Origin of the sequence: uncultured Gimesia sp., assembly GCF_963976445.1 — a bacterium.
Lineage (GTDB): Bacteria > Planctomycetota > Planctomycetia > Planctomycetales > Planctomycetaceae > Gimesia.
In genome coordinates, this window is sequence record NZ_CAXBKP010000002.1 from 264,741 (window position 1) to 282,557 (window position 17,817).

The 17,817-nt window shown below is 47.9% G+C and carries 13 protein-coding genes; 6 read left to right on the plus strand and 7 right to left on the minus strand.

Features of this window, described 5'->3' with window-relative positions:
* Nucleotides 1-38: 38 nt before the first annotated feature.
* Nucleotides 39-1,259, minus strand: a complete 1,221-nt coding sequence (locus AAC022_RS03600; RefSeq protein ID WP_339728068.1) for a trypsin-like peptidase domain-containing protein — start codon at nt 1,257-1,259, stop codon at nt 39-41.
* Between the two features lie 338 nt (nt 1,260-1,597).
* Here AAC022_RS03600 and AAC022_RS03605 point away from each other — a divergent pair, with 338 nt between their 5' ends.
* On the plus strand, nt 1,598-3,010 hold the full coding sequence (locus AAC022_RS03605; RefSeq protein ID WP_339728069.1) for a 6-phosphofructokinase: 1,413 nt from the start codon (nt 1,598-1,600) through the stop codon (nt 3,008-3,010).
* On the opposite strand, the gene AAC022_RS03610 is transcribed toward AAC022_RS03605, so the two are convergent.
* A complete protein-coding gene (locus AAC022_RS03610) occupies nt 3,007-4,923 on the minus strand; it encodes a hypothetical protein (RefSeq protein ID WP_339728070.1) in 1,917 nt (638 codons plus the stop codon). The two genes, AAC022_RS03605 and AAC022_RS03610, sit on opposite strands and share 4 nt — an antisense overlap.
* 401 nt (nt 4,924-5,324) lie before the next feature.
* Here AAC022_RS03610 and AAC022_RS03615 point away from each other — a divergent pair, with 401 nt between their 5' ends.
* Together AAC022_RS03615 and AAC022_RS03620 are read left to right on the plus strand one after the other, a co-directional pair.
* Nucleotides 5,325-9,044, plus strand: a complete 3,720-nt coding sequence (locus AAC022_RS03615) for a family 10 glycosylhydrolase (protein WP_339728071.1) — start codon at nt 5,325-5,327, stop codon at nt 9,042-9,044.
* 167 nt (nt 9,045-9,211) lie between these two features.
* On the plus strand, nt 9,212-10,945 hold the full coding sequence (locus AAC022_RS03620; RefSeq protein WP_339728072.1) for a thiamine pyrophosphate-binding protein: 1,734 nt from the start codon (nt 9,212-9,214) through the stop codon (nt 10,943-10,945).
* Nucleotides 10,946-11,159: 214 nt separating this feature from the next.
* On the opposite strand, the gene AAC022_RS03625 is transcribed toward AAC022_RS03620, so the two are convergent.
* The 5 genes from AAC022_RS03625 to AAC022_RS03645 form a co-directional block, all read right to left on the minus strand.
* Nucleotides 11,160-11,393: a hypothetical protein gene (locus tag AAC022_RS03625; RefSeq protein WP_339728075.1), complete on the minus strand. Its 234-nt coding sequence runs from the start codon at nt 11,391-11,393 to the stop codon at nt 11,160-11,162.
* A 338-nt stretch (nt 11,394-11,731) separates the two neighbouring features.
* A complete protein-coding gene (locus tag AAC022_RS03630) occupies nt 11,732-11,872 on the minus strand; it encodes a hypothetical protein (RefSeq protein WP_339728076.1) in 141 nt (46 codons plus the stop codon).
* Between the two features lie 104 nt (nt 11,873-11,976).
* Nucleotides 11,977-13,281 (minus strand): ATPase, T2SS/T4P/T4SS family, encoded by a 1,305-nt coding sequence (locus AAC022_RS03635; protein ID WP_339728077.1) that lies wholly within the window; start codon nt 13,279-13,281, stop codon nt 11,977-11,979.
* Nucleotides 13,282-13,402: 121 nt separating this feature from the next.
* Entirely contained in the window at nt 13,403-14,290 is an 888-nt protein-coding gene (gene dapA / locus AAC022_RS03640; protein ID WP_339728078.1) for a 4-hydroxy-tetrahydrodipicolinate synthase, read from the minus strand.
* An 88-nt stretch (nt 14,291-14,378) separates the two neighbouring features.
* A complete protein-coding gene (locus AAC022_RS03645; protein ID WP_339728080.1) occupies nt 14,379-15,299 on the minus strand; it encodes an NAD(P)-dependent oxidoreductase in 921 nt (306 codons plus the stop codon).
* A gap of 339 nt (nt 15,300-15,638) precedes the next feature.
* On the opposite strand from AAC022_RS03645, the gene AAC022_RS03650 reads away from it, so the two are divergent.
* The 3 genes from AAC022_RS03650 (at nt 15,639) to AAC022_RS03660 (ending at nt 17,799) form a co-directional block, all read left to right on the plus strand.
* Nucleotides 15,639-16,055, plus strand: a complete 417-nt coding sequence (locus AAC022_RS03650) for a hypothetical protein (RefSeq protein ID WP_339728082.1) — start codon at nt 15,639-15,641, stop codon at nt 16,053-16,055.
* Between the two features lie 68 nt (nt 16,056-16,123).
* The gene (locus tag AAC022_RS03655) at nt 16,124-17,065 is read left to right on the plus strand and encodes an aminotransferase class IV (RefSeq protein ID WP_339728084.1); all 942 of its coding nucleotides are present in this window, start codon (nt 16,124-16,126) and stop codon (nt 17,063-17,065) included.
* 53 nt (nt 17,066-17,118) lie between these two features.
* Nucleotides 17,119-17,799, plus strand: a complete 681-nt coding sequence (locus AAC022_RS03660) for a methyltransferase domain-containing protein (protein WP_339728086.1) — start codon at nt 17,119-17,121, stop codon at nt 17,797-17,799.
* The last annotated feature ends 18 nt before the right edge of the window (nt 17,800-17,817 follow it).

Consider the following 17,817-nt stretch of genomic DNA (forward strand, 5'->3'; position numbering starts at 1 on the left):
CAAAGGTTTCCTGAATCTATCTTTCAGGAAACCTTTTTTCATTTCCGATTTGGCTGGCTGGCCGTCAATTTCACAGTGATTTTTGTCGGTGTTTGTTCTTTCCCTCTCAGAACCGTCACGATCACCGTGTCTCCCGGCTTTTGGCTTTCGATGTAGTCCAAAAAGTCAGCAGCCGTTTTGATCTGGTTTTTGTCCACCGCCACAATCAGGTCAGCCGCGGTGCGATCCACGCGTTCGATGACAATCAGCCCCCTTCTCTGTCGCTCAATTTTAGGTCCCCGTAAGCCTGCTTTTTCGGCGGGGCCTCCCGGAGTCAATTTGGCCACAAGTAATCCCTGTTCGGTTTCGTAAACTCGTTGAATTCCGATTTCCGGATGGATCATATGGCCGTGCGTCACAAGCTGTGGGGCAACGCGCGCGACCAGATTCGAGGGAATTGCAAATCCGATACCTGAGCTCTGGCCGGTGCTGCTGGCAATCGCCGTATTAATGCCGATTAACTGGCCATGAGAGTTGAGTAACGGGCCACCGGAGTTCCCGGGGTTGACGGCGGCATCGATTTGAATGATGGAGTTGATCGTGCGATTTCCGCGCAGTTTGAGTGACCGGTTCAGGCTGGAAATAATACCGCAAGTCATGGTTCGTTCCAGGCCAAACGGATTTCCAATCGCAAAGACCCGCTGGCCAACTTTGAGTTGACTGGAATCACCCATTGTCACGGGCTTTAGTGTTTGGGGGGCTTCATCGATTTTGATCACTGCGATATCATTAATGGCATCAGCGCCAACAAACGTCGCCGAGTAGGACTTGCCATTGAATAACGTGACGTTAACTTGTTTCGCGTCTTCGATGACATGGTAATTCGTTAAAATATGCCCCGCTTTATCAATGATGGCACCTGAGCCCGCTCCCTCGGTGTCGTATTCCAATAAGAAAAATCCATCTGTTTTTGTGCTCTTCGTTGTGATGTGAACAACGCTCTTATTCAATTTCTCATAGACGCTGACATTGATTTCTTCTTCAGGCGACAGTCCGCGCTCATTGAATAAGTTCTGCCGATGTGCCTCTCCCAATTTATTCGTAGTGGGCTTTGAGACTGCAGGAGACAGCGGTGTAGGAGGGATAATCCGCGGGCCGCTTGGTTTCAAAGGGACTTGTGCTTCGGAAGCGGTAATCCAGAGAGAAGATGGTGATTCAATGGAAGAGACAAGCAAGCTGCCTAATACTGCAGAGAAAAAACAACCGATAACATATTTCATGTAACACCTCACATGTCACGGAACTCGAAGAGACTGGGTAAAATAAGAAGCTAAGGGGTTTCGTGTGGATTACTATTTGATAAATGAGTTTACGAGATTTCTCATATATCACATGAATTCTGGATGGAACTATATCATAATCCGATACCAGATTACTGAAGAACTTTCTGACTATGTTATAGTAATCAGATCGCAATCATTATCGCAAATCTGCCTGAAGGGTAAATAGAGATTCACACTCTACAAATCAAAGTCGAAGTGACTTGGCAAAAAGCGAACACGCTGAAAACAACGATGTTTTCAACGACCAACCCGAAGTTCAGCATGAAAGAATCAATATGCGTCGGATTGCCCTCTTAACAGCAGGTGGAGACACACCGGCTTTGAATGCGACCATTTATGGAGCCGTCGAACGAGCCAATGAACTTCGAGTCGAAGTCGTAGGGATTATTAAAGGCTTTGGTGGATTGCTCGACCCGAATGTGCCCCATCTGCGGCTTAATCCACTGTATTCAACAATTCCAGAGCTTGATCCCCGTTGTGGTGGGACGATTCTAGGCTCTTCTCGAACTTATATTGATGATTCTCACGCGGGGGAACTGCAGGTAGTCAAGAAACGCCTAGATCAATTAGGAATCGAAGGTTTGATCTGTATTGGCGGAGATGGAACGCTGAATGGGATGCAGCCGATTTCTCAATTCATGCCTTGCGTTCTGGCTCCGAAAACAATTGATAACGATCTGGGTTTGAATTATTTGGATGAACCCAATGAATGGGTGCGCGAGGTAGATCCTGAAAGTAAAAAGGAAACCTTCCGGAAATTACCGAGCAAGCAGGATCTGGATCTGGAAGACATCGTCAATTTTGCCACTCCAGGATATGCCACTGCGGTGTATGTCTGTGTGCAGGGAATTCAACGTATCCGCACGACGGCAGAAAGCCATCGTCGGATTGCGATTGTGGAAGTGATGGGGAGAGAATCAGGTTATCTTGCATTAGGGGCGGCCTATGGACAACCTGATATTATTCTGATCCCCGAAATTCCTTTAGATTTCGAACGGTTTGAACGCCGCGTACGCGATCTCTATGATGCACAGAAAAATGTCGTGATTGTGATCGGCGAAGGATTACGTGACCAGGAGGGGAAACGTTTAGGTGATATCTCGCAGAGCGTAGACCCGGCAGGGAACGTGATCTTTAGCGGGGCTGCGGAAGTGCTGCAGAACATGCTCATCGAATCAATGGGCGATCATTATTTTGTTTCACGCAAGCGTCATGAACAGGCTGCCGCGGCAACATTCACACGTAAAATTGGTCATACGCAACGGGGCGGACGACCAATTCGTTTTGACCGATATTATGCGACGCAGCTAGGGGGAAAAGCAGTTGATCTGCTTGTGCAACGTCAAAACAACTATGTCGCGATCCTGCAATGGAATGAAGAACAGGGGTTCCATGTCAGTTCGATTAATGGAAATGCCCTACGTGACTCCTGGCGCGGAATTCATCCACGCTTGTTGCATCCCTCTTTTTATGACGAACACCGATACCAACCATCGAAGCTGGGTATCGACTACCTCTCCAAGATCTTTAACAATGCTGTCGGTTCCGATGACTTGGAGCTCTTGCGAGAAGATCTGTTTGATACCGGCCATTTAAAGTCCCGCTATCAGAGTGTGAATGTTGGTATCCACAAACATATTCGTTATCTGAGTTCGGAAAACGAAGACGGTCCGATTGATCCCTTTTAAGGTTCCTCTTGCGGCAAATCAAAAGCGGCAGGTTCAATCACCGGAACCTGTGGCTTCTCTTCTTCCGTCATATTTGAAATGGTGAAGGCTGCCGGAACCGTAGTTTGTTTGAGAGTTCCGGGGGTGGCGGCCATTGCTAGTCGCAGTTCTTTTTTGGCCGAGACATAACTGGATGCAACCTTATCGGAATTGACCATAATATCGTCAATCACATATTGATCATATTGTTTTTTCAGAATCACTGTGGCTCCCTGGTGCTTGTCGCCTACTTGAATCCGCGCGAACCCTTCGTTTTCATTCCGCTCCAGACTCGTCAGTTTCGACATTAGTAATTCGGGGATCTCGTACTGAGTCTGAGGAACCTGACCTACCTGACGCCAGACCAGCTCATTGAAATCGCGTGAGGAATGCCGTTGCAATTTCCCGATGTTTTCTTCGTGCATGTAGTATGCATAATTTTGAACCTGAACCATCAACTCCAGTGTCTCTTTGACAGACGCGGGTCTACCTTTAAGATCCACTTGAACATCATCAACTAAAAGTTTGCCGAGATGCTCACGCAAGATATAGGTTAAGGGGAGGTTTCCTTGTCTGACAGAGACTTTCGTGACAGCGCCATTGAATTTGATATCTAGAATCGAAAAGCCCGACTCTGTGATTTCTTGTACTGGCAACTGTGCAGCCAGTTTGGGTATCACTTTTTTCCAGACGCGAGCAGAAAAGTCTGGTGTTGAGCTGAAATCAAGAATCGTAAGATCCCGATTCGAGAGTGCTTCACTGAATAACTGTGCAATCGCACGAGAAGAGAATAGCGAAGTCAGCGTAATTTGCTGATTGCCTTGATCCTGAAACAGGGTGACTTCTTCTACGAGATATTTTTCTGGGATATCAATTTCATCGGACTCAACTTTAATCACCGATAAGTTAACCATTTTTCCCTGGATATGGGTTACGAAATTGGCAAGATTTCCTTCAATCTTCAATTCGTAATCGGTAGCGGCAGCATGCGTTTCAGGTAAAGGGGCGATGCTCAGGTCGCCAAAATCCAAGCTGCCGCGGTAGAACTGGCTGGCAGAATATGTTTTGAGTTCATCCTTATTGTTCTTGTTGTAAGCATCGAGAAAGTTACTGATGGCTAAGAGCATCTTGGCCTGTTTATGGGCTGAATTCACATGTTTCCCATCAGTCTTTGATTCGACGGCAACATCGGTCGCTTTCCATTTCCCCTCTTTCAGTTTCATGGAAATAATCATCTCGCCTGAACGTCGAGGGAGTGTGACAATGGCAATATCTTTGTCTAACTGTGCGTCGGGGCGTTGTTTTTTCGACTTCCCGGATTCCCCAGCAACTTTCTTTGAGAGTTTCGCCAGGAATCCTGGATGCAGTTCTTCCAGAACTTCTTTGAATTCACCATCTGTTGTCGCCAGGATATCGTCTCGATTTCCAGTTTCCCAGGCGGCTACGAATTCACGAACCGTTAACAGCAGATCCATCTGCTCGGTAACCGATTTCATGACATTCAAATTTTTCTGTTTCTGGTTGATGTAAAGGTCATCAACGATCCACTCACCTGTTTTGGTCACTTTTTTCAGATCATAGAGCAGCTTCTTTTTGTTTTTTCCAACTTCCACAACGACTTGTTTGTGATTGTCGGAAAGGTCTTTGATTTCGACGACCGTGGTTTCTCCCGTTGGAATCTTGAGGATTTTCAAGTCATCCATTGAAGAGGGGTTTCTGAGGGCCACTTTTGAAAATTTCATCGTGCTGTGATGTTTCAGCGTTTTGAGATCCTCATTTTCGATTGCTTTGGCAAACTGTTCAATGGCTTGTGTTTCAACAAGAGAAGCACAACCAGTCATCAGTGTGAGGAGTAAAATGCCGCTTACCAGAGAGAAACCGTTTTTTAACATCATGATCAGTCCAGGTAGGTATTGGATTCGAGAGGAGTGAGGATTTGTTGTTTCAATATAATATTCACAGGCAAATCAGTTTGATTCACTTCGGTTTGTACTATTGAAACATCTGCAACCACTTTTCTTGAGAGAGAAAAGCAAGCTGTCTGAGAGAGGATGTGTTTTTTTACATTTTTCTGGAATTACGTCAAGAGGATTATGGGGAATTCAAGGTCCATTTTGAGGAACTTCGTGTAAAAAATAATTGGTCTTGGCTGATTCTCAAAAATAACTATACTCGTCAGTCTCCACTTCAATGCTCATTTCGCATATGCCTGTTTTGGCACTTTTCGCTTCCTCTCTTTCAGCATCCATTCGATCTTACAATACCTGATTTTCTGGTATGGAATAGCGGGTTTTCTGTGAAACCTATTCAGATACTGACCTCAATCTTTCTTTTGTGCAGTCTGCAGGCGTCTGCCTTTGCCTGGGCTGAAACCAACGCTCCTGTCTCCGTGAGATTGCGAGTGGAATGGGGAGAAAAAACTCCCCGGCTCTGGAAAGCCCACTTTGATTTGACCGACGGTGAATTCGTGTCAGTGAATTCATTGGGTGTCGATGCGGATGAGGCAACTGTGATTTCACGAGTTGATGCAAAAGTTGTATATCAGCCTCGCACCAGCCGTGTTTTTAACAGTATGGAATTTCAAATCCGCGGTAATCTGTCAACAAAACTGCAGGTTGTCATGCAGGATCGGAATGATCCGCGCGTTACGGTCAAGCATCAGTTTGAACTGCAGGATATTCTCAAACAAAAAGAGGTTCTCGCCATTCCCCAGACGGGGACTCAGTTGGTGGTGCAGCAAGCCCCCGGTGATGCCTTTGCTTTGAAGATCAATCGACCCCATCTGGTATTTGTGCCGGATGAAATTATTCAAGTCCAGGCGTTTCCCAAGTACCTGCTGACCTCAGAAGAAACGGTTGGCTCAGAACTTCAATGGTTACTTTACCGCTCTCGTACTCAGGAGCTGGTTGCATCAGGTTCAAAACCAATTCCAGCACAGGATCGTCATGATTTACTGAAGTCAGGAATCTCTCTGTCTGTTCAGGCACCTCAGGAAGGAGTCTATAACCTGGTGGTTAAACTGGGAGAAGCACATCAGGCAGAGACTCAGTTGATTGTGATCTCCAGTCAGTTTCCGCGTTTTGCTCAAAGTGTCTCTCAGCGTGAGGGGCAGGTGCTCATCGATGAATTTGATCTGAACGGTGCCCAGGATGATCATGAACTGGTTGCCCGACGCCCCCGCCAACGCATCCGGAAATCATTCAAGTCGCTGTTCAAAGCAAGAGCACAGCCAGACAACGCAGTGCATCGCTCCGCTCCCTGGTCGGCATATCATTTAAAGCTCAGTCATCAAGGCCGACCACATCGTCTGGTGATCAGTTACCCCCGTCGTCCTCACGGTCATGTTGGGTTCAGTATTCTGGAGCCGGATGCTTCAGGCCAGTTGGTACCCGTTGGTGTGGACTCAGGGGTTTATCAAACAGCTGCCAACCTGGTGTCAACTTCCGCGTCTGAGTCCGGAGAAGAGCAAGCGGAAGTATTGTTTTGGCCTAAAATCGAGAATCCAATTCTCTTATTTCACAGTCTGGGAACAGAAACTCCAGCAGAAGTGACACGAGTGCAGGTTTATGAACTACCGCTACCGGAGCAGGATGTCAAACCGGTGGCTGGTTCGGGTATCGAAAACAAACGGCTCATAGGCCCGTATTTGCAAAAACCGTTGCTGCCGGAAATATTTGGTGCCTCACAAGTCCTGGATCAGAGCAGCAATCGCAGTCTGGATGATTGGCAAACATTTTATGAGGCCGGCAATCGACTGGCCTTTTATTTAAAGTATCACGATTTCAACAGTGTCTTGCTCGCTGTTTCTGCTGACGGAAGTGCGATTTACCCTTCTCAGTATCTGGCTCCGACTCCCCGTTATGATTCTGGTGTGTATCATTCTTCTGGTCAGGATATTCAGCAAAAAGATGTGTTGGAAATGCTGTTTCAGATTTTTGATCGTGAGCAGCTGACCTTGATGCCAGAATTGCAATTCTCTTCAATTCTGTCAGGACTGGAGCAGCTGATTCAGGATGGATCAGAACAGGCCGTGGGAATTGAGCTGGTCAATCAGCATGGGCAAACCTGGATGCATGCAAAAGGTGCCCCCAGGGGGCAAGCTCCTTATTATAATCCATTGCACCCCCGCGTTCAGAACGAAATCGCCAACATTTTTAGTGAATTAGTGGCGCGATACAGTCAGCATGCTGCCTTTCGGGGTGTGGCTGTTCAATTGAGTTTGAATGGCTATCTCCAGTTGCCCGGCTTAAGCTGGGGGTACGATGATTTCACGGTTGCTCGATTTGAAAAAGAGACCGGCGTTAAAGTTCCAGCCGCTGCGGGGGCACAAAAATATCAAAAACGTTATCAGTTTTTGACAACATCTGCATTTCCGCAATGGACACAATGGCGCTGTCAGAAAATTAAAGAGTTGCATCAACGGTTGGCGGGAATCCTTTTAAAAGCACGCCCTGATGCACAAATTGTATTTGCTGCCAGAGAGTTAGTGCCCTCGCACAGTAAAGAGGGTGATGTGGTTTCTTCATTGAAAGCAGGAGCACAAATTCGGCCTGTTTTAATGGAAATGGGGCTTGATTTTTCCGGCTATGATCAAATCAGTAATGGAGTTGTCCTGCGACCGGAACAGTACCATTCTACACAGCAAAAAAACGCGACTGCTCACATTCTCAATACGAATCCCACCGTTGATGATGCATTTAAAACACGCGTCAATGGGACACTGTTTTATCATCATCCGGTAGAAGTTCGGATTTCTGAGTTTGACCAGCTTTCTCCCTGGCAACCTGCATTTACATGGCTTGTCTCGCAGGCATCACCCGCTGGTGCCGTCAATCGCATGCGTTATGTGCACTCAATCGCACGACAGGATCCTTATCTTGTGTTCGATGGTGGCTGGACGATTCCCTTTGGGCAAGAGCAGGCAACTCAGTCGATCCGCCGACAGTTACAGATGTTGCCGGCGCGGCCTTTCCAAACGGTTCAAGTAGCAAAGCAGCCTGTGGTTGCTCGCTTGTCACGTGGTAAGGAGAAAACTTTTTACTATCTGGTCAATGATTTTCCGTATGCCTGCCAGGTGACGGTTGAAATGAATGTGCCTTCAGGTAAGCCTGTGGTTCAACTGGCGAGTGGTGAAAAAGTCAAAATAATCAAGTCGTCGCAAGGTAGTGTTTCTTATTCAATTGAGTTAGCAGCATTTGATTTTCAGGCGTTTGAAATACAAGACTCACAAGTTCAAATTCTTTCGGTGGATGCCAAGGTAGAGAGTCAAAAATTATTGAATTTGCAGGCAAAGATCGATCAAAAAAAACGCAGTTTGATTCGTTTGCATCAGACGATGAATGACGCGACCGCTGTTGTCCTGCAGGCTGATTTTGAAGGGCAAAAATCCCGCGACTACATTCTGGCAGGTTGGGAATCGAAGGACCAGAAACCACATTCCTGGAATCTGGACCGTACTCAGTCGCATTCAGGAAAGGTTTCTTTGCTTCTGGATCGTGCACCCGGAAATAATTCTCTCAAAACGAATGTGATCCCGCTGCAGGATTGCCGTTATTTGAATATGAGTGTCTGGATGAAAACGAATACCCAAGGCATGCAGGTTCGGATTGCATTGGAAGCAGAGCAGAATGGAAAGCTCAAAGTACAATCGGCAATCATTTCTGTTGATCAGCAGTGGCGAAAATATCTGTTTCGTGTAAAGGATATTCCTTCGCAGCAAATTACGAATGCCCATATTCTGATTGAAAAACTGGGAGCAGACAATTTGTGGATCGATGACGTTGATCTGCAGATCCATAAAATCTCTCCAGCGGACGACAGGCAGTTAACCAAGCTTGTGTCCACGCTCTCGTTTGCCTGGGATTCTGAGCGTTATCTGGACTGCTATCGCCTGTTGAACAGCTATTGGGGGCAATTCGATAGCGAATCGGCATCCAGTCAACCTGGTCCAGGTCAGGGTTCTGAGCCTGCAAAACATGCGGAGCGTCGCGGTATTCGCAAGCTGATCCGCCGCTAAGTTCGCAGATTCCTGAGAAGCGACATGTACTAGCCCCGCCGTATCATATTGTATATCAATGATTTACGAAAATCGCCCTTAATCAACGTGTTTATAGTGTTATAATGACTATATGGAGTCATATACCGTATTTACGTTGATTTTCATTCTGCAAGGAAGGGTTTGATATGGCGGCTCGAAAAACAATCTCCCAGTCTAAAGCACCTACCGCGAAGCCACGTACGACAACGAAAAAAACTCCGAAGCGTACCGCTTCAAAGAACAACGGCAAAGTACCTACGATCGGGAGTTATCTGATTCAGCGTTTGCAGGATTACGGTATCAACGAGATGTTCGGAATACCGGGAGACTTTGTCCTGCAGTTTTACGGCATGCTCGAAGAGAGCCCGATTCAAATTATTGGGACAACGCGTGAAGACAATGCCGGGTATGCTGCGGATGGTTATGCGCGCGTCAATGGGTTGGGGGCCGTCTGCGTCACCTATTGTGTTGGTGGTTTGAGTTTGTGTAACTCCATCGCCGGTGCTTATGCAGAGAAGTCACCCGTCGTGGTCATTAGTGGTGCCCCGGGAATGGAAGAACGGGAAACAGACCCCCTGCTCCATCATCGCGTGAAAGACTTTCATACGCAACGGGATGTCTTCGAAAAGATCACAGTGGCAACCGCTTTGCTTGATGATCCTCTGACGGCGTTTCAGGAAATTGATCGTTGTCTGGAAGCTTGCGTGAGGTATAAGCGACCCGTTTATCTGGAGCTGCCTCGCGATTGTGTTCACAAAAAAGCCATCATGCCGCATGTTCCTGAAGATTATCAGCCGACCAGCGATAAAAACGCGTTGCGTGAGTCCCTAGAAGAGGCGGAGGAGTTAATCCAGGCAAGCAAAAAGCCGGTAATTATCGCGGGGGTTGAAGTGCACCGCTTTGGCCTGCGGAAAGAGGTTTTGAAGTTTGCAGAGCAGCACAAAATTCCCATGTGTGCGACGATTCTAGGTAAGTCGGTCGTGAGTGAATCTCATCCACTTTATCTGGGCGTTTATGAAGGAGCAATGGGGCGAAACGAAGTCCAGCGGTATGTCGAAGAGAGTGACTGCGTGATTCTACTGGGAACGTTTATGACAGATATTAACCTGGGCATATACACGGCACATCTGGACCCGGGAAAATGTATCTATGCGACCAGCGAAAAGCTGCGGATCAGTTATCATCACTTCCATGATGTGATATTTTCTGATTTTGTCAAAGCGATTGGTAAGCAAAAAATGAAGGTGGTCGTGCGTAAAATACCGGACAATGTACGCCCTCAGCCTGTTGATTTTAAGGTAAAACCAACACAGCCGATTACCACAAAGCACTTGTTTGAGAGTGTCAATGAGATCCTGGGTGATCACACGGTCGTAGTGACCGACGTCGGAGACTGTCTGTTTGGAGCCGTTGATTTGATGATCGGTACGCACACACAATTCCTCAGTCCCGCCTATTATACCTCGATGGGGTTTGCGATACCGGCTTCGATTGGGGCACAGGTGGCTAATCCGAGTTTACGCCCGATTGTCCTGGTCGGTGATGGTGCGTTTCAGATGACCTGTCTTGAGCTCTCAACAGCACTCAAGCTGGGGTACAACCCGATTGTCATTGTCCTGAATAATAAAGGCTACACCACCGAGCGTTTCCTGCAGGAAGGTCCGTTTAACGATATTCCGAACTGGAAATATCATAACATTACCGACCTGATCGGTGGCGGCTGGGGCTTTGAAGTCAGCACCGAAGGTGACTTGGAGAAGGCGATCAAAGCGGCACTGGCAAATAAGGACAGTTTGAGCGTGATCAACGTGCATCTGGAGCCTACGGATGTCAGTCCGGCGTTGACTCGGCTGGCAGATAAAATGTCGAAACAGCTCTAAGCAGTGGTACGAAGTCAGGTACGTAAAAAAAGCCGGGCGAGAGTCCCGTTCTCTATGCCCGGCTAATTTCCTTTCGCATGCAGCCCATGAAGTTCCAGCGCATGGACTGCAATAAGAACGCGAAAGGGTCCCCCCTGTTTCGTTTAAGGGTAGGAGATTGAACAGGCACGCTTTTTTAAGAGGTGTACCTGTTCAAGATGGATGCGACAAGGATTTATTGATCCTCTTGAAGCTTACGCTCCAGTTTGTATTGTTCCAGAACTTCACGCTGGTTGTAGAGCTGTTCTTCGGGACCGGCTGGGTAGTACTGAACGTCATCATCGAGGTAATAAGCAGATGGCAGCGTCTGGCCGCCGATACTGGATTGGCAACCGGTGCTGGTTAATCCGATTAATGCTAAACCCAGAACTCCTAAACTTGACCAATTTTTAAACTGGCGAATTACCATGATTTTCCTCGGAATTGAAAAGTTGTCGAAAGGCACCTGTTGGGGAGACGCGTGTAAACAGGGTAAGACAGGAGCCGGGAACACCTTGGGATCAGTCTGTCCTTAAACTAAATCCGGTGACTTGTTCGGGAAGCCACACGCAAGGTCACACATGAGTACAATGTGTGTACTTGGTTTATCGACATACAGAACCGGAATCTTCGGCATATTCTTCCTAATCGGACAATATTTTGTATAAAGAAAGTCCGCAGGGCATAGATATGGCAGGGTGGGAAAGTATGAACACTACCGGAAGCCGTTGAAAGACGGGGTGTTAATTTAGGAAGAATCAGTGGTGGCTATGGTTGTGTAGACCGTTTCTGCTCTCGGCGGTACTTCATCGTTTGCTCCAGCTCTATTTTCGTTTCGGATGTGCAACCGATCGCAGGCAACAGCCCCAGGCAAATACCTGTCAGATTACCGCGCGTTAAATAAGCCATGCTCGTCAGCTCCTGAAAAGGCCATCAGTCGCGACGAATCGTAACAGTAGTGCCGTCCTGACGCTAAGCTCAATCGGACTTCGCATCATCCAAGAACAAATTGCTTACGACTTAAAGGCACGCTGTAACTCGTCCAGTGAGACTTTGCCTTCGGCGACTAAACGAATTCCATCTTTCTGGAAGCCGGGCATCTCCGATTTCTTGGCGAATGCTTTGATTTTTGCAGGATCGGGATCGCTGATGATGAACTTCTTCATTTCATCAGTCATCTCGATCATTTCCAGCATCAAGGTACGTCCGTAGTACCCGAGACCATCACACTTCTCACAAGGTTCGATTTCGTTACCATCATCGTCAACAGTTTGACGCGGGGGACGATAGAGCATTTTGGTGGTTTTCGGCAGGCCCATTTTCGCGATGAGTTTTGGATTAGGCCGAAAGGCTTCTTTGCATTCATCACACAGGGTACGAATCAGTTTATGACCAATGACGCAGCGTAATGCACCAACGCCTTTTTCGACGCTGCCTGCTAATTTGCAGAATTTGAGTAAACCAGTGGCCGCATCCTTGGCTGACAATTCTGCAATCGTCGTAATTTCATCTTTGACGTTCAGGATACTGCCGACGTACGCTTCATCTGTAATCGGATTCAGGTAGATGATATCCGCTTCCATACGAATGATTCTGCGCAGGTCATCGTCAAACGTATCTCCCTCTTTTTTGTCGAGGGTCGAGATGTGGCTCAACTCGCGGTGCTCAGGATCTGCCAGAGCAAAAATTGTGTACTGGTAAGCATCAACAGAACGCACAATCCCAACGGTAGTCGTTGTGGTGCCGGAATTAGGGGGGCCACTGATCAGGATCAAACCGTTACGGCCTTTACTGAGTTCCCGAATACGTTCTTTTATTTCATCGGTGATCCCAATGTCATCAGCGCGGTCTAATGGCTGGTTCATATTGATGGCTTTGACTGATAAACGTTCTCCCCCCGGAGTGGCAGACGTTGTAACGCGTAACTGGTAAGGAACTTCTTCCAGTTCAGCCACAATACCTCCGGTTTGAGGTCGTTTTCGTTCCTGAATATTCAGCCCTGAGAGCAGCTTAACCACCTGGACGACCGCCATTCCCTGTTGCTTCGAGAGTTTGGGGCCGGAGTTTGCCACACCATCGACATAAAAGGCAACCTGATATCGTTCCCCTTTTGGCTCAAACCTTATCAGTTCAGCACGCAGGGCAAGCCCATCGGTAATGATATCCTTAGCAGGCATCAGGCCCGCTTTCACGAGTCGCGCATTATCTTTCAGATTTGCTGGTTGCCCATTTAAAGCGCCTTGGAAGGAGACCGGCTCGATTTCTTCTTCGAACTCATCGTCCTCTTCTTCCCGGGATTTTCCAAAACCAAATATCACTAGCGATACCTCTTTCAAATGGGAAACGTGCCTGACTTAAATTTTCACTTCTGAACGCCTTCACTCAGTAGTGACGTGCATTTTCGACTTTGACAGGCTGAAAGACTCAGCCGCAAATCGATTACAGGAGACCGTAATCTTGCAGTGTTTTTTCCAGAACCTTCATGGAAGCACTGTCAAGCTGCGTCATCGGAAGTCTGACTTCACCGTTGTCCCGTCCGAGCAACTGCATTGCCGCTTTAATGGGAATTGGGTTCGTCGCCAGTCCCAGCAGATTACGGCAGAGACTGAACAGCTTAAAGTGCCATTCGCGGGCCAGATTCAAATCGCCGGCATTGAAAGCGTTCAGCATTTGTTTTACGTCGCCTGGAACGATATTTCCCACAACAGACACAACGCCTTTTCCTCCCAGTGCCATCAGTGGCAGAGTCAGGCTGTCGTCCCCTGAAAGGACGGCCAGATCGCAGGCAGAGAGAATATGGGAAGCCTGGTCCATGGAACCCGTGGACTCTTTAACGGCCACGATATTGGAGATATCAGCTAACTGAATAATGGTTTCAGGTTCAATATTCTTAGCCGTTCGACCGGGAATATTGTAGATCACAATCGGAATATCAACCGATTCGGCGATGGCTTTGTAATGCTGGAAAAAGCCTTCCTGAGTTGGTTTGTTGTAATACGGGGCAACGTGCAGAGCGCCATCGACACCAGCCTGTTCTGCATATTTGGTCAATTCGACGGCTTCGCGGGTGCTGTTTGAACCGGTGCCCGCCATGACCTTGATCTTGCCTGCCGCATGTTTGCAAACGATCGAAATTACCTGTTTGTGTTCGTCGTGGGAGAGAGTCGGTGATTCACCGGTTGTTCCAACGGGACACAAGGTGTCAGTCCCTTGTTCAATATGGTAGTCGACCAGTGCGCAGAGGCCTGATTCGTCGATTTCGCCATTTTTAAAAGGGGTGATCATTGCCACCGCAAGACCTGCAAACAGGTCACTTTGATTAGACATGCTTATTCTACCTCAAAACTAAGTTGACTGGTCAGACCGGTTTGACCAGATCGATGATCTACTTTTATGTGATTGATCCGTTTTGCAACTAGGAACGATTTTCCCAGTCAACATTGGATAAAGACGCCAGTGCCAGCTGCAGGGCATGTGTTCCGTCGCGACCATGTCCCTGAGCCTGAACAGCAAGGTACAGTTGATGTCCTAATGCCAGACCAGGCAGACTCAAGTTCATTGCTTTGGCTTCTGCCAATGCGATGCCCATGTCTTTGATAAAATGTTCGACAAAGAATCCTGGATCGAAATTATTATCCATAATACGAGGACCGAGATTGGAAAGCGACCAGCTGCCTGCAGCGCCGCTGCCGACAGATTCTAATACGGTCGGCAGGTCCAGTCCTGCTTTATAACCATACAGCAGGGCCTCGCAGACACCAATCATGTTCGTGGCGATCAGGATTTGATTGACCATTTTCGTATGCTGACCGGAACCGGCTTCACCCTGATGCACAATCGTCTTGCCCATGGCTTCCCAGCAGGGTTGCAGGGCATCGACCACTGCTTGCTCTCCCCCGATCATGATAGACAGGGTGCCATTTTTGGCGCCGACATCTCCGCCGGAAACGGGGGCATCTACACTATAGACGCCCTTTGCTTTCGCTGCTTCGGCAACTTCCACGGCCAAAGAGGGATCGCTGGTTGTCATATCGACTAGAATTTTGTCGGCAGAGGCTCCGGCTAATGCCCCCTGCTCTCCTAATAGGACTTCTCTGACATCGGCAGGGAAACCAACAATTGAGAAAATGACGTCAGACGCTTCTGCGACTGCCTTTGGGGAATCGGCCCAGTTGGCGCCTTTCTGAATCAAAGGCTCTGCTTTAGATTTACTGCGATTATAGACAGTTGCTGAAAAACCAGCGTCCATCAGGTGTCCGACCATGCTGGCACCCATGACTCCCGTTCCAATCCAGCCGACTTTCGTTTGTCCTGGTTGAATTGCTGGTATCGCCATATTGTTCAATCCTTTTCGCTCTCAGTTCAAGTTCGTATTTCTATTCACAATGGCCTACTGGAAATCGTAAAAAAATGATTGTCAGATCTCAAGTTAGCACAATATTTCTCCTTGGCAGTATATCGAGCTCTGACTCAGAAGTCATACCACTGGTTCATTTTTTTGACAACAATTGCTGGCGATTTGGTCTTTTGTCGGGGGATTTAAAGAGAGGTGATAAAAGAAACTTGCGATTCGCACGCCAAGTAGGGAAAATCGTAAAAATCGACCACTACACCTGCCCCGCTCCTCTTTTGGGTGTCAGTCGACTAATTTTCAGATGATAAAGCGAGCCTCTCCATGAAATGGAAACTAGCGATCCTGTTTTTCACACTCTGGTTAATGCCTGCTTCAGGCAGTCACAGCACTGTTTATGCCCAGGGGTGCGGGTATCCTTGCGGCCCGGATGGTGCGCCTTTGTTACGGTTTTTAACGCCGCAGGGTTTCATGGGAGCCAATTTTCGAGGGACCTGCATACAGCATGATCGATGTTATGAAATTCCCGGAGTCAGCCGCCGTTATTGTGACTTGCAATTTCGCCAGGATTTACATCGCCGCTGTGATAATTCCGCCTTTCCGCTCGGCTGCCGCATGGTGTCTAACTTCATGTATCTGCAAGTCCGGCTCTATGGCAGACGGCCTTATTTGAATTCACAGTACCCACAGTATCAGACACCAGTCCCCGCGTATTCGTACCCCGTGTATGATGGTTATTAACTCGTCTTATTGATGAGCTTCCGCTTCTGCGTTTCAACGAATCTTCCTTTTGTGATGAAATTTCCGGCATGACTGAACCACTGGCGTATCTCAATGGCGCCTTGATCCCTTTTTCCGACGCAAAGCTGGCGGTGACAGATCTGGGGATTGTGTACGGCGCTTCGGTGACGGAGATGATTCGCACCTTCGCGCATCGCCCCTTTATGCTGGACGAGCATCTGGACCGGCTCTACTCTGCGTTGGATTATGTCTGTATTGAATCCCCCGTGGCAAAATCGGAGCTACAACAAATCTGTGAACGCCTGATCGATCAGAACGCAGCATTGTTACCGACAGAGCAGGATCTGGGTTTGACGGTCTTCATTACAGCCGGCCAGAATCTGCCCTACCTGGGACTTGCCGAACTTGAAACCTGTCAAACGCCGACGGTTTGCGTGCATACGTTTCCTTTGGCGTTTGAACTATGGGATCAAAAATACGCAGTCGGCCAACATTTGGTGAGATCCGAAGTACAACAGCTCAATGCAAAAATATTTGATCCCCAGGTCAAATCCCGCAGCCGCATTCACTTGTATCGAGCGGATAAACTGATTCGTAAAAAAGAGCCACAAGCCAGCGCACTCTTATTTGATGAGTCAGGATTTGCCGCGGAAACGACGATCGGTAACTTCTATATTGTCAAAGACAATATGATCGTGTCACCACGTCCGGAGCATATTCTGGGAGGGATCAGTCAGCAGATGGTGATCCGATTAGCGAAACAGCTGGGACTTCGCTATGCAGAGGCAGATATTTCGGCAAATGCGATTCTCGAGGCCGATGAAGCATTGACGTCTTCGACCGGGTATTGTCTGATGCCAGTGACCCGTTTTGGGGAAACTCCCATTTCAGAGGGCGTTCCGGGGCCTGTGTTTATGCAGTTACTCGTAGCGTGGAGCGAAGCCGTCGGGGTTGATATTGCTCAACAGGCTGTACAGATCGGTGACGCGAGACGGAAGACACTTTCGTAATTGCCGGTTTCATATTATTCCCTTGTTTTGATTACATACCAGGAACTATCACCGTGTCACACTATCTGGAATTTTTCAAACAGTTTCGTACGACCTTTGAAACCACCGGTGCAATTGCTCCCAGCAGCCGTTTTCTGGCGTCAGATATGGCGGGGCCGATGAAGCAGCATCAGGGGCCTAAGAAAGTTCTGGAAATTGGTCCCGGAACCGGCGCTGTGACACGGCAGATCGTCAAACAGATTCAACCGGGAGACCAACTGGATCTGGTGGAGTTGAATGACAAGTTTGTCGAGATTCTCCATAAACGTTTTGACCAGGAACAGGGGTTTCGAGAGATCAAGGATCAGACATCCATCCACAACTGTCCGTTGCAGGAATATGGAGCGGGAGAAGAATACGACTATATCGTTTCCGGACTGCCTTTGAACAATTTTCCCACGGATCTGGTGGGCGAGATCTTTGAAGCCTATTTTCGTCTGCTCAAGCCGGGTGGCGTCCTGTCTTACTTTGAATATATGTATGTGCGACCTGTGCGGAAAGCCATTTCGCGGGGTGAAGAGAATCAGCGGATTCGGCAAATTGATGACATTATGAGTCATTATACCAGTCAGTATCAAATTCAAACGGACTGGGTCTGGTTCAATCTGCCGCCTGCTTGGGTGCAACATCTGCAAAAAGAGAAAGGCAGTCCTGCGCTGGCCGAGCAGACTGCCTCTGAGGAACTCAAGTCTTAATGCGAGTGAAACGTTGCC